Here is a 14,015-nt window from a genome sequence, read left to right on the forward strand (position 1 = left end):
CTGCATTGTAATGGTGGGCGTTGCATATTTCCGGGATGAATTAGTGTAGGGAGTGTGGGGAGTGTGGGGGACGTTGTGTCCTTTGTCTTCTGGAATTATTTTTTTAGAGAAAGAGGAAGTAAAAGATGGAATTTACCTTTTGTGCAAAGATTCATCCCTTGTTTCAGCAAAGCCTAATGGTGAAGATATATATTTTTTAATTTCTTCTCACGCTCCCACACTTCCCACACCTCCCACACTCCCCACACCTCCCACACTTCCCACACCTCCCACACTTCCCACACCTCCCACACTCCCCACACTCTCTCTACCATTACTATGCACCACCACCAAATTTTGTACCTCATCACAACGGGAAGCGCTTTCATTAATTGATAATTGATAATTGATAATTGATAATTACCTCTGGTTAAAACCGCACGGGAATTGAAGATAAGGAAATTCAAGAGCACTTTTTTTCCCCTATCCAAGGGGAGGCTTTAAACCAGAATTATTTAATTGTTAATTATTAATTATGGAATACCCCTACTTCCTACTTCTGCAACAAGGGTGATTAACTGTTGAATGAAAATTGTATAAAGTAGTTGCTATTTGTAGAAAAGTGTTGTAGTATTAAACAGGTAATAATTCTAATGAATTAGAGCGGGTGAATGCGACTTGTTGACAGACATATTATTAACCGAACACATAACTTTTGGCGAGTGTGTGATGAGTTAGCCTTTAAGTCAAAAAACTTGTATAATTTGGCTAATTATTACTGTCGTCAACATTTTTTCTGTACTGGTCATAGTCTGGATTTAACTAAACTGTACCACACCACCAAAGATAGNAATTTGGCTAATTATTACTGTCGTCAACATTTTTTCTGTACTGGTCATAGTCTGGATTTAACTAAACTGTACCACACCACCAAAGATAGCGATGCCTATAGAGCATTACCAACTAAAGTATCAAAACAAATAATAAAATGCTTGGTTGCCACTTGGCGTGGTTATTTTCAGGCAATCAAAGAATGGTCAAAACATCCCTGTAAGTTTTTAGGTAAACCAAAAATACCAAAGTATAAGGACAAAACCAAAGGTCGAAATGTAGTTATATATTCAAAGGAATCAGTCTATAAAGCAAGTCTAAAAGATGGTATTTGTCACTTATCAATGAGTGAAATTAAAATACCTGTAGTTGTGGATACTGTCATCGAAGTGAGGATAGTACCTGCTACTGCTTGCTATATAATTGAAGTAGTGTATGAAAAAACGAATCAGCAACAAATAAATTCAACATATGTAGCCGGAATTGACTTAGGAATTGACAGATTAGTTGCTCTATCTACAAATAAGCCCGGTGTTAAACCTATGCTGATTAATGGGAAGCCACTAAAAAGCGTCAATCAATTATATAACAAGCGAAAAGCTAAGNAAACCTATGCTGATTAATGGGAAGCCACTAAAAAGCGTCAATCAATTATATAACAAGCGAAAAGCTAAGTACCAAAGTCATCTCAAAGGGAACAGAAAAAGCAGTCGTAAGATTGAAGCATTGAGTTATCATAGAAATCGTTTTGTCGAGAATTATCTGCATAACACCAGCAAGTTAGTTGTTAATTATTTAGTGACTAATAATATTGGTACTGTAGTAATTGGAAAAAATGATAATTGGAAACAGGGTGCAAACATAGGTAAAAAAAACAATCAAAACTTTACCCAAATACCACACTCTAAGCTAATTCAACAGATAACTTATAAATGTCAACTGGTTGGGGTAAAAGTCATTGAAACTGAAGAAAGTTACACCAGTAAAACATCTGCTATTGACNTTCAACAGATAACTTATAAATGTCAACTGGTTGGGGTAAAAGTCATTGAAACTGAAGAAAGTTACACCAGTAAAACATCTGCTATTGACCTAGAAGAACCAATATGCCATGAAAACTATGTAGGTAAACGAGTCAAGCGCGGCTTATTTTTGAGTGCAACAGGTAAAGTGATTAATGCCGATATCAACGGCAGTCTTCAAATTTAAGATAAGAAATTCCCAGAGGCATTTACTGCCGAGGGGATAGTGAGCTGTGCCGAGAGCGCCTGTATTGGTTAATCCAATATCAAGATGAAAGCTGTTACAATTTTCTACAGTTTTTTTCGTACGGTTGGGCTATAACATTTTTTAATCAAATTGATAACTATTCTTATCTCTTCGCTCTTATGGCCATGGTGTTTCATGGAGAGGTAATTCGTAGCTTCAGATCGATGGAATTTTAATGCTTATGAAGTAAAACAAATACTTTATACACAACTTTTCAGTAAAAATACAGAAGAAACTCCACAACTTGACTGAAAATATTCACAAAAACTTTACTTGATTTAGCTGAATCTTGACAAAAACTTTACCCAATATCAAAAATTATTGTTTATGATAGAGGTATGAATATTGACAAGGCTTTTTTATAATCAAGCGATCGCCTAACTATGGTTGATTTGCGATTTAATCTAATAAAGCCACAAGACAATATTTCATCAAACTTTTCTGAATCACCTAAAACATTACTTGAAGAAAAACAACAATGGCTAAGATACACACAAACCAGAAACTCACAGCTACAACTACAGCTTGCCCTACTATCAATACCAATACAAGTAATGCCAAAACAAGCACTATTAAATACGATTTTGAGGTGTCTCCTTATCGAGGAGAATTAACAGAGAAAAACTATTACGGTTCCTTCAGTTGCAATTGCTCGGAATTAACTGGAAAGGGTGTAGAGTTCATCAAAGTGGATAACTTGACTTGAGATTTTTGGGGAGTGACTATGGCAAAACTGATTTATTATNACAAACCAGAAACTCACAGCTACAACTACAGCTTGCCCTACTATCAATACCAATACAAGTAATGCCAAAACAAGCACTATTAAATACGATTTTGAGGTGTCTCCTTATCGAGGAGAATTAACAGAGAAAAACTATTACGGTTCCTTCAGTTGCAATTGCTCGGAATTAACTGGAAAGGGTGTAGAGTTCATCAAAGTGGATAACTTTGACTTGAGATTTTTGGGTATTGACTATGGCAAAACTGATTTATTATTTGCAGAAGCCGTATTTAGGGACGGTGATTTCCTGGGATTAACTGCTAGTGGGGCAGATTTCTCTTTTATCTGTGGATTTTTCGAGTTGTCTGAGGCATCTTTTGCTTACAATATTAACTCCAGTTTTGGGGCAGCAAATGTGACATTCTCTTTAAGGCAAGTTATTGATGATAACTTTGCAACAGTCTTTGCTCCTGAACCTAGTGTTCTGATGAAAGTTTTAGTATGACTTATATCTACAAAAGCTTGAGTAGAAAATCGCAGCCAGAGGTTTCAACCTCTGGCTGAAAAATAACTTACCGAATAATTAATAATTAATAATTATTAATTAAATAATTTTGAAGTATAGCCGAAGTGGATGAGGGCGGGTTTATATAAATCTTAGGGTAAGCATGAAAATTTCCACTAAAACCTACCCCTACTATTGCACCATTTAAGGTGTGTCAGTCTACTAATTATCTAATCCAAAAAATACCTGCAATAGCTACTAAAGATTTGTACTAAACATCAGAAATTATGTTGCCAACTGACTTACTTTCTCATCGTCAAACCGGAGAAACAATTATTCCTCAAAAGCTTAAAATAGATGCTAAAAATTTAAGCATTGCTACAGAAATGATTAATTGTTTTCAAGAAAAATTGGGGAAAACTCAAGGAGAACTAGATAAATGTTTACAAAAAATAGAAGGAGATGACCCTAACTATCGTCTTAAACGAGGATTAGCACATATCCTCAGAGGCAGTTTTTCTACCTTTGAAATTATCAGTCCTCTTGAACCGATAGAATTAAGAAATCGTGTTTTTGCTGTTGCAGCAGAAGTTATTCCTAGTGTCAAATCAACAGAATTAACTTTAGAAAATTTAGCAACTAAATTAAGTCAGGAATTAAACCGAGAAGTTGTACCTGATGAAATTAAAAAAGGTCTCTATGCAGACTTACAAGAAAATCGAATTTTGACTCAATTTGATGCCCCTACACCAGAAGCATTATTACATAGATATAATCTTTCTCAAGTTCAAGGTATTTTTTATAAAGCTAGTCATATAGAATTGAATGCCCATCGCAACGATCCAGGAGAATATAAACTGTTATTTAGGTATGTAAAATTATTTCAATTAATGACTTATATTGAAGGAGATGCTGACCAAGGTTTTACCCTGACAATAGATGGTCCCTATAGTTTATTTAAACCTAGCACTCGTTATGGTTTAGCATTAGCAAAAATGTTGCCTGCATTATTACACGTTACTAAATGGAGTTTACACGCAACTTTACAAAATCGTGACCCCTATAGTGGGGCTTGGAAAACAGGCAGATTTAGTCTTAATTCTGATTGCGATTTAGTTAGTCATTATCCCCCAGGAAAGCCTTATGATAGTATGTTAGAAGCATCATTTGCAGAACGTTGGGCTAAGTTAAAAACTGAGTGGAAATTAGAAAGAGAAGTTGATTTAATTCCCATTCCTGGTAGTGTGATGATTCCTGATTTTCGACTGGTTCATCCTAATGGAGAATCATATTTATTAGAAATAATTGGATATTGGCGACCAGAATATTTAAAAAAGAAATTTGCTCAGGTGCGAAGTGCTGAATGTGATAATTTAATATTGGCTGTTTCTGAACGATTAAATTTAGAAAAAGCGGGTGTAAAAATTAAAGATGTGCCAGTACCTATTGTGTGGTTTAAGGATAAGTTATTACCTAAGTCGGTGTTAGAAATTTTAAATTCTATTTAGTAGATCATAATAGTATTTTGGTTCAGTTAAGGTATCCACTCGATAGATTGGGTAGGCAATGATTATAGGTGATCAGACGAAACAAGGAATCAAGTTATAGGCTCAATCACAGGTTTTCCCCAAGCCTTATAACGGGGTTGTTCCTGTTGGTGAGATAATGCCTGAAAAATTACCATTATTTCTAAATCTGTATCTTTCGTTTCTGGTGGCATTTTCACTTTTAATATCCCATCAGAATCTATATGAGCTTTTAATTGAATACTCTGCACAATTAACCTCCTATTCTTTGGTCTGAAAACCATGGATTTTTTCTGTTAAGCTATCCAGTTCAATTACAGAAATATTTTCTGCTTTGAGTTGAGCTTTTACTTCCTCATTCTCATGTTCTAATTTAATCCAACCTTGCAACTGAGGAATTAAAGCTGACCATTGTATTTGACTCAATTCCCCAACTAAAATAATTTCTGGTCCCTCATCTACCTCTAATTCTTCCTCCATTAACAAATTCATCGCTACGCTAGATAAAATTAAATCTGCATCTTCAGCAGTAATATTGCTGTTATCTACCAAGAGAGTCATCTTACTCCTCTCTGGATGAGTCACCAGACTTTTGATTACTTCTTGTAATTCTAATCCTACCGTTTCTTCTGGTTGCGACCAGTCTGGGAATATAATTAAATTAATTTCCTTGAGATTTAAACATTGTAAAGTTGNAATTCATCGCTACGCTAGATAAAATTAAATCTGCATCTTCAGCAGTAATATTGCTGTTATCTACCAAGAGAGTCATCTTACTCCTCTCTGGATGAGTCACCAGACTTTTGATTACTTCTTGTAATTCTAATCCTACCGTTTCTTCTGGTTGCGACCAGTCTGGGAATATAATTAAATTAATTTCCTTGAGATTTAAACATTGTAAAGTTGCTTTCATTAAAGCAGCACTCATAATATCTGCCATTTTATCCCAAGAGAATTTCTTCACTTGTTCTAAACCAGCAGCAATTAAAGAATTACGCACTTTTGGCTTTTGGACTTCACACAGAGCATCTGTCAAACCATCAACATCTTTAGCATCAACATATATAGCAGCTTCCCCCGCAGCTTCAGGAATAGAAGCATTGGCACAAGTAATCACCGGGCAACCACAGGCCAATGCTTCGGCGACAGGCATTCCAAAACCTTCGTATAAAGAAGGATAAACTAAAGCCACCGCACCTGAATAAGCGACTTTCAATTCCTCATCGCTAAGTATCAGTGAATGTACGATACTACCAGCAGCATATTCTCTGTATTCGTTGGCTAGGGTGACACCGCTCCCTGTACAGACTATTTCAAAACCTTGTTTGCTGTGGAGTTGGGCGAAAGCTCGGAAAAATAAAATCGCGTTTTTATAGTTACCACCAGCACCTACCAAAAGAAAATAAGGTCTGCTGATGCCGTATTTATGTTTAAACGCGCTTATTTCTATTGTTGTAGCTGGAGTAAAAGTGGAGGCAACACCGCAATGAGCTACAGTCACTTCATCTGGTGTAATATCTGGGAAAAACTTAACTAGATCGTGGGCGGTGCTTTCTGATATAGAGATGTAGGAAGAGGCATGACTAATAGCGTGATGTTTTTCTCGCCACATAGGTTCGTTGAAATTTGCCCCCAATACTTCCGGAATCATATCATAAGCCATAAATACTGAAGGTGTTGAGATGGGAGTTGTGTAGTAAGTAGAGATGAATAAATCTGCACCCTCTTCATCGCAGACTTGCTGGAGCATTTGCTTGTCAGCATCGGTGTTGTTGTAGCTGTATGCTGGAACTGTACGATACCGAATGCCTGGTATTTTAGGGGTGGTGTTAACGCGATTAACTACAACTATATGTTTAGCAAACCCACTTGTTGCCCACTCCTCTATTAGCGACTTCCATACTCTGGCAATACCCGTGCTATAAAGCTGGAAAAATACTCCATCTATAATAATTTTGGGAGATAATGAGTAATACTTTTGGATAAAAATTTGTCGGTTACGAGCGTGCAAAGCTAGTTGATCGATTCGCCCATCTCGACCTGTAGTATTTGTCAGATGAAGGATATAGTTTTTTATATCAGGAACAGGTGTAGCTAAATAGCCAGCTAGTTTAGCTCTATGACACAAGTCTACGTCATCCCAGTAACCTAACCCATAGTCTTCAGACCACCCTCCAATTCCTTGCAATAAAGATTTTTTTATGCACAATGCCCAACCTTCCACATATAATTCACCTAGTTCATTTTCTGCGTAACCTGGACCTGCTAAACCTTCTCCTGCTAGTTTGCATAGGTATTCTACAGATGGTTTGAAAATTTCTACGTCATTATTCAAGTGCAGAATATAATCTCCTGTGGCTATCTCAATACCTTGGTTGTTTGCTGCAGCAAATCCCAGATTTTTTTCATTTTGAATAAGTTTTATATCATATTTTTGACAAAACTCTTTTAAAGCTTGCTTTGTTTTTAAACCACTACCATTATCAATAAAAATTATTTCACTTTCTTGAAGATTTCTTATATTGCTTTCCCATAGTTCTAATAGCTCTCCATGATCCCACCAAGGAACAACTACACTAGCATTATATTTTTTATTAAATTTGTTGGCTTTATTGCTATCTTCAGGACGATAAGTACCTACAAAAAGAATCTGATTTGCAAATAACTCTCTAAAAGTTTCGTATGAAACTTCTTTTATAATTAGGTTTCCTAAACGGATATCCTGAGTTTGACCTTGATGTAGTTGATAAAATTGTTGTCCTCCCAAATAAGTCACTGACTCACACAGAACCTGAGCTTGTTTAAGAAGCGAAATAAATTCTTTTTTAGTAAAAAATCGTAAGTGTGTTTGATCAAGAATACCTTCAGTTTGATATGTCCAAGAACCTTCTTCAGCTAAGTTTTTGATTAGTGGTAAGTTGCGAATATTAGGAATACTGGCTATTACTTTTCCTTGAGGCTTTAGAAAGTCACAGTATTCGCTCATCAACTTCCAAGGATCAATAAGATGTTCTAGAATATCTGCAAAGATAATACAATCAAATTCTCCGTTTTCAAATGGAGGATCGAACTTTTCTATATCTGTTTGATAAGCCGCATCAAGATTATATTGTGCGTGATAAACAGCTTCCTCATTTAGCTCTATTCCTACAACAAAACGTCTTTTATCTTGTTGTTTTAAGGCTTGACCTAAAACTCCTGCCCCACAACCGACGTCTAAAATTTTTAGCGCATCTGATGGCACAACTGATACTATTTCTTGACGTAGATGACGATAATATTGTGGTAGTTCATTAAAGGGTGTCATAAACAATTTAACCTTCTGTTTTTGTATAAATCAAAAATTACTGGATCATCTAGTTTAAATAAAATTACAGCAAAACATATAAATTACCTTTAGGCTATCACTATTATTAATCAAGGATATCCAAGCTGATGTATCTACAAAAACTTTCTGGGAATTAATCATCATGCTTTGGTGTACCATACAAATAATAATCGTGTTGGTTTGCTAAATCAGTTATTCCTGTTTCCATCTGACAACTTTCTATAACAGAGAATAATCTATCCCACTCAGCTTTATTTTTTTCTTCTGACAAACCTTCTGTTTTAGAACTCGTAGGTACATCTAGAAATGTAATAATAACTGGGTAATCTTCTGGATAAGAAACAGGTTCACTGGGATGAACCAGACCATCTTTAAAAACACCTTTTATTGACTGCATCATAAAACCACCTAACAATAAATATTAATTATTCCATAATCAATAGCTTTTTCTGAACATGATACAAAATATAACGAATCAGATTGGTCTTTTTCAGAAATAATGAAATTATCTTAAAAATAACTAACTAAATCTCAGAAAATTGATAATATTAATCCTTTGATTTAACCTCCAACCTTACCTGCTCCAAGACCACTTTATAATCCTCCCTGTGATATACTCCCAACACTGAGCTAGCTACAGTGTGAGCTTCTCCTTCCCTTACGAGAATTCGCGTTTTTGAGTAAGCCGATATCCAAGCCTACTTTTTTAATTAATATTGCAGAGTTCCAATCTCTAGGCAAAAATGTTCCACAATTAGAACAAATGTTCCATCTATCGCTTAAATCTTTAGGAACTTTTGCTAAACAATTAGAACAATGCTGAGACGTTCCGGCAGGGTTGACTTTGATGACTTTCTTACCAGCTTTCGCAGCTTTATAAGGAAGTATTTCATTTAAAAATCCACTGATGCCAGCATCAGCAAATGATTTATTTAATCCAGATTTAGAAGACTGATTATTAGGCAAGTAATTACCATTTTCATCTTGTTTCGGCTTATTGCGTCTCATCATATTTGCTACTTTTAAATCCTCTACAAATATGACATCTGCTTTATCTACTAATTTATCTGCTACTTCAAAATGGAACTGTTTACGCTGTCTAGCAATCTTCTGATGTAGTTTAGCTAATTGTTGATTTAATTTTCTCCTAGCCTTAGAACCTTTAGGTCGAGCTTGTTGTTTTTGCTGAAGTTTAACTAACTTTTCTTCAGATTGACGATAAAACTTTGGGGGATTAATCATTGCTCCATCTGAACAAGCTACAAAATATTCTAGTCCTGCATCTATACCTATACTATTTTTTTCTGTTGGTTTAATATCAAGAGTTGGTACATCAGGAACAGACTTATCTTCCAAAGTTAAAGTAACATAATATCCATCAGCTTTTTTAGTAATAGATGCTCTTTTTATCTTAAACCCATCTGGAATTGGTCTATGATAAATAAACTTAATTAATCCTAACTTTGGTAGCTGTATTTTATTACCTTGAATACAATCTGGTTTAACTTCTTGATATGCAAAAGTCCGATAACGGTTTTGACTTTTAAATCTAGGTTTCCCACTTCTTTTGCCGTTAGCATCTCCTTTAATAAATCTCTTAAAAGCTAAGTCAACCCGCTTAACCATCTCTTGTAGAACATGAGCATGAATATCTTGATACCAAGGTCTATCCTTTTTAAGTTGTACTAAACTCCGCTTTTGACCATAATATTCAGGTTGCTCTCTTGGTTCTGGAATACTTGTTATCAAAGGACAAGCATTAATAGGGCAGCGATTATTTTGCCACCAATCAAACCTATCTGCTAACAAATAATTATACTGATATCGCAACATATCTAACCATTTGGACATTCGTTGCTTTTGTTGATTATTTGGCAAAAGTTTGTATTGGTAGGCCAGTAACATTTGTGGCTTTTCTATTGTTATTATAGTATAGTTATAGCATAACAATATATAATGTGCAACCATGCAACAAATAAATTTTAGATTGGCCGACAGAGAACGGGAACACTTAGAAAAATATTGTGAATTAACAGAACGTAGTATTGGCGATGTTTTGAGACAATGTGTTAGGAATTTGTACATCAAAGGGGCATTGAACCCTCTTGATGTACCCGTCATTCTTCCCGACGCTGACGCTAGCTTTCAGCGTGGGGCTGCTGACGATTGAAGCTCAACCCCAAACCACGAAACCTATTCCGGGTGCAGAAGAGGTTAAAACTTTAAGCTGGATTCAAACTAAACCTATAGGAAATGTTCAGAAAGTAAATGAAATTCTCAACAGCCAAAGAAATATCCACAGAGGAGAAGCAGAAGCAATTATTCTGGCCTTAGAACTTAATGCAGATATTTTGCTAATGGACGAACGAAAGGGAAGAGCATTAGCAGTTTCTTATAACTTAAAGGTAATAGGTTTATTAGGAGTTTTGCTGGAAGCAAAAAATTAAGGCCAAATTACTGCAGTTAAACCTCTCACAGACAGACTCATCCAAGAAGCAAAATTTCGCATAAATAATCAACTTTATCAAAGCTTTTTACGGCTTGCTGGAGAAGAAAAACTCTTAATTTTAAGATATTAAGAAAGACGGAATAAATATTGAAGAAAAAAATGGAAAAATAGCTTTCTAGAATGAATTTAGAGAAGCACTTTTTATAATCTTCATATCAAGCTGATAATTGAATGCTGAGGGGTAAATACTTACTTCACAACTTCGTTACTTTCTCTCAATTTACTAATCTCTGAAGTGCCACTCTCTTTCAACAAACTTTCAATATTTTTTGCCATCCTAGTTTGCTGCTCTAACTGCTTTGTTGAAGAGAATAAATCACCTAGTCCATTAATAATTTGTTTCAAACTTTTCCTAAATCTTTCATCCCCTGTTATATCATCTAAATCTGATGTCATTTTCTGCACATTTTCAAATGTTGCTCTGGCTGAATCTAATGTTTGCTGCAACATAATTATGTTTGTCTGACTATTTAGATCGGTAGAAATATCTCGTAAATTCGCAGAAGTTTCTACTGCATTTGCTGATAATATTTCTAAGTTACTAATAAATTCTCCTCTTTCTACTTGACTAATAATCGGACTTAAACTTTCCATTAGCACTGCTAATTCTTGAGTAGTTTTTTCGATATTATCTAAAGTGGCAACTAGAGTCGAACGATTTGTATTAACAATTGCATTAATCTGGTCTACTGTTAAACTAAATTTATTTGCTACTTCCTCTACAGAATTTGCTGAAGCGACTGCAGCAGAAGAAACTTTTTCTGTAGATTCTTTCATGGTTTGAGTCACAGTAGCTATTTGATTAGAAATATCATCTACTTCTCTATTTACAGTTTGAGTCAAACTATCTAAGTCTCTCTCTACTGTATTAGTTAAACTTCCAATTTCTCCTTCTAATGNTGTTAAACTAAATTTATTTGCTACTTCCTCTACAGAATTTGCTGAAGCGACTGCAGCAGAAGAAACTTTTTCTGTAGATTCTTTCATGGTTTGAGTCACAGTAGCTATTTGATTAGAAATATCATCTACTTCTCTATTTACAGTTTGAGTCAAACTATCTAAGTCTCTCTCTACTGTATTAGTTAAACTTCCAATTTCTCCTTCTAATGTTTGAGTCAAACTTCCAATTTCTCCTTCTAATGTTTGAGTCAAACCTCCAATTTCTGTTTGGATAATTCCCGTTATATTATCTACATCTTCTCTTAAAAATTGACTTAAACCTTCCATTTCTCTTTTAATAGTTTCTGATAAATCCGAGAGTTGTTTTGCTAACTTAGAAGCTTCAGCAGAAGCATTAGCTGTATTTTCAGCAATTATCTTCACATTATTAAATAATTCTGGGTCACTGTAGAGGTCAATTAAACGTATTCCTGCTCTTAATAATTGCTGCATTTCTATTCCTGCCTCTCCCTGTAAACGGTCATTATTACAGATAATTATTTGAGGACAATTAGATGATAAGGCATTAGCAGAAATTTCTGATTCTGGTATTCTACCTCTCGGAATAATGTCTATTTGGGCAGTACCAATAAATGAGGATATATTACCTTGAATAAATACATCACGAGGAATAATTAAATCTTCTGGCTTAATTTCTAGAGTAATATCTACTCCATTTGGCCCTGGTTTGATTTCTACTACTTGTCCAACATTAATACCTCTATACCTAACTGATGTGCCTAACTCAATACCAGATGCACTTTCAAATTCAACTATGAATTTATAACTACGTTTGCCTAATTCTACTCCTCTTAGCCAAAGTATTAAGGCCCCAAACAAACCTATTCCTAATAAAGTTAATAAACCTACTGAACCTTCTCTAGTTGTTCGCGATCGCATAATTTCCCCAAAAATATGATATTAAAACGTAAAAATTTTACTTTATAATCAATAAATATATGGTAAAATAACTATATTTTTTTCTATTTATCTCAATGTGGCAATCTTGACATTGGAGGGTTGCTGAAAATCCTTATTACAAAAACACCTTTTAACTTCTTTTGACTTCTGACTTCTGACTTCTGACTTCTGTAAGTCGCCAATCTGATGGCTCCCCTATCTGACCTAGTTATCCCGGTGACAAACATAATTTCTGACTTCTAAATTCTGACTTACAGCGCTTTTCAGATGGATAAACCACCTTATTTTGATAAAGAAATACGATTCTGTCTGCTGTGGGACGAAATTCTAAATTCTAAATTCTGACTTAATTAACCTGCTACCTGGATTGGCCCATCTACACTACCCGTAAAAAATTGTTGTACCAGAGGATTATCCACAGTATNAAACATAATTTCTGACTTCTAAATTCTGACTTACAGCGCTTTTCAGATGGATAAACCACCTTATTTTGATAAAGAAATACGATTCTGTCTGCTGTGGGACGAAATTCTAAATTCTAAATTCTGACTTAATTAACCTGCTACCTGGATTGGCCCATCTACACTACCCGTAAAAAATTGTTGTACCAGAGGATTATCCACAGTATCAATTTCATCTGCATTACCTTCCCACTGAACTTTACCCTGGTAAAGAAATACAATTCTGTCCGCTGTGCGACGAATGGTACTATGTTGATGAGTCACCATAACATAAGTGCTACAGCCACCATCCACATATTGTATGTGACGGACTAGATCCTCAATTACAGTAGAAGCGATGGGGTCTAGGCCAGCCGTAGGTTCATCATATAATAATAAATCTGGATCGTTATGGGTACTTTCCGGATTAGTAATAATCGCTCTAGCAAAACTAACCCGTTTACGCATCCCACCAGATAACTCTGCTGGATAGCGATCGCCAATCTTACCCAAACCTACCATTTCCAACTTCTGGTTCACCAACTCCTGAATCTGGGAACGTAATAACTTAGAATGTTGATATAAAAGAAAACCGACATTTTCTTCTACTGTCAAAGAGTCAAACAGAGCTGCATTTTGAAATACCATACCAATAGTAATTGGATCTTTTAAGTCATCCATCCATCTAACTCTTTGCTTTCCCTGCACATAAACTTCCCCACCATCAGGAGTCAATAAACCAGCAATAATTCTGAGAACTGTAGATTTACCAGTTCCCGACGGACCAATAATAGCTAATGCCTCTCCACGATAAATTGTTAAGTCTGCCTCATCTAAGACAACATTTTGCCCGAATGACTTACTAACTCCTTTGAGTTCAATTAAAGGTTCATTGTTCATAGATTAGAGATGGACTTTTTTCCCAATATATTATATAGCACTAGGTAAATAGGGTTTGCTGAAAAAGTCTTTTTGTTGAGGTAGGGAGTATTAAGAGTCAGGAGGAACGGGGAGATGGGGAGTAGGGGAGATGGGGAGTAGGGG

At 35.3% G+C, this 14,015-nt stretch carries 12 protein-coding genes and 3 pseudogenes; 7 read left to right on the forward strand and 8 right to left on the reverse strand.

The features are described 5' to 3' along the window. Positions 1-207 precede the first annotated feature (207 nt). Positions 208-333, reverse strand: coding sequence for a hypothetical protein (locus AFK68_RS43715; RefSeq protein WP_256386689.1), 126 nt, complete (start codon positions 331-333; stop codon positions 208-210). Positions 334-1,154: 821 nt separating this feature from the next. On the opposite strand from AFK68_RS43715, the gene AFK68_RS47120 reads away from it, so the two are divergent. The 5 genes from AFK68_RS47120 to AFK68_RS31000 all read left to right on the forward strand — a co-directional run. Beyond that, positions 1,155-1,415 (forward strand): transposase (locus AFK68_RS47120; RefSeq protein WP_371357637.1); only part of this gene is annotated, 261 nt, incomplete at its 3' end. Positions 1,416-1,422: 7 nt separating this feature from the next. After that, a partial coding sequence (locus AFK68_RS40310; RefSeq protein WP_246844575.1) for an IS200/IS605 family accessory protein TnpB-related protein occupies positions 1,423-1,812 on the forward strand: 390 nt, incomplete at its 3' end. Positions 1,813-1,857: 45 nt separating this feature from the next. Next, positions 1,858-2,019 (forward strand): hypothetical protein, encoded by a 162-nt coding sequence (locus tag AFK68_RS47125; protein ID WP_371357638.1) that lies wholly within the window; start codon positions 1,858-1,860, stop codon positions 2,017-2,019. A 538-nt stretch (positions 2,020-2,557) separates the two neighbouring features. Beyond that, positions 2,558-2,785, forward strand: a complete 228-nt coding sequence (locus AFK68_RS30990; RefSeq protein ID WP_094677874.1) for a hypothetical protein — start codon at positions 2,558-2,560, stop codon at positions 2,783-2,785. A gap of 810 nt (positions 2,786-3,595) precedes the next feature. Further along, a complete protein-coding gene (locus AFK68_RS31000; protein WP_094677878.1) occupies positions 3,596-4,816 on the forward strand; it encodes a DUF790 family protein in 1,221 nt (406 codons plus the stop codon). A gap of 89 nt (positions 4,817-4,905) precedes the next feature. On the opposite strand, the gene AFK68_RS31005 is transcribed toward AFK68_RS31000, so the two are convergent. The 5 genes and pseudogenes from AFK68_RS31005 to AFK68_RS31025 form a co-directional block, all read right to left on the reverse strand. Continuing rightward, entirely contained in the window at positions 4,906-5,085 is a 180-nt protein-coding gene (locus tag AFK68_RS31005; RefSeq protein WP_143438473.1) for a hypothetical protein, read from the reverse strand. Between the two features lie 445 nt (positions 5,086-5,530). Then, a pseudogene (locus AFK68_RS40320) lies at positions 5,531-6,797 on the reverse strand (glycosyltransferase family 4 protein); the annotation flags it as partial. 321 nt (positions 6,798-7,118) lie between these two features. Then, positions 7,119-8,141, reverse strand: a pseudogene (locus AFK68_RS47130) (glycosyltransferase); the annotation flags it as partial. A gap of 154 nt (positions 8,142-8,295) precedes the next feature. Then, a complete protein-coding gene (locus AFK68_RS31020) occupies positions 8,296-8,562 on the reverse strand; it encodes a hypothetical protein (protein WP_246844574.1) in 267 nt (88 codons plus the stop codon). 230 nt (positions 8,563-8,792) lie between these two features. Further along, positions 8,793-10,067 carry an RNA-guided endonuclease TnpB family protein gene (locus tag AFK68_RS31025; protein WP_210407715.1) on the reverse strand — a complete coding sequence of 425 codons (1,275 nt, stop codon included), beginning with the start codon at positions 10,065-10,067 and terminating at the stop codon, positions 8,793-8,795. 61 nt (positions 10,068-10,128) lie between these two features. Between AFK68_RS31025 and AFK68_RS31030 the strand changes: the two genes are divergently transcribed. After that, entirely contained in the window at positions 10,129-10,332 is a 204-nt protein-coding gene (locus tag AFK68_RS31030) for a hypothetical protein (RefSeq protein ID WP_094677886.1), read from the forward strand. Then, positions 10,313-10,609, forward strand: a complete 297-nt coding sequence (locus tag AFK68_RS42930) for a hypothetical protein (protein WP_094677888.1) — start codon at positions 10,313-10,315, stop codon at positions 10,607-10,609. Before AFK68_RS31030 ends, AFK68_RS42930 begins: the two co-directional genes overlap by 20 nt. A 962-nt stretch (positions 10,610-11,571) precedes the next feature. Here AFK68_RS42930 and AFK68_RS31040 read toward each other — a convergent pair. Together AFK68_RS31040 and AFK68_RS31045 are read right to left on the reverse strand one after the other, a co-directional pair. Further along, positions 11,572-12,510: pseudogene (locus AFK68_RS31040) on the reverse strand (MlaD family protein); the annotation flags it as partial. Between the two features lie 575 nt (positions 12,511-13,085). Continuing rightward, complete coding sequence (locus tag AFK68_RS31045) at positions 13,086-13,871, reverse strand: ABC transporter ATP-binding protein (protein ID WP_094677890.1); 786 nt, start codon at positions 13,869-13,871, stop codon at positions 13,086-13,088. Between the last annotated feature and the right edge of the window lie 144 nt (positions 13,872-14,015).

The sequence above is a fragment of the Hydrocoleum sp. CS-953 genome, from assembly GCF_002260545.1.
Taxonomy (GTDB): domain Bacteria; phylum Cyanobacteriota; class Cyanobacteriia; order Cyanobacteriales; family Microcoleaceae; genus Trichodesmium.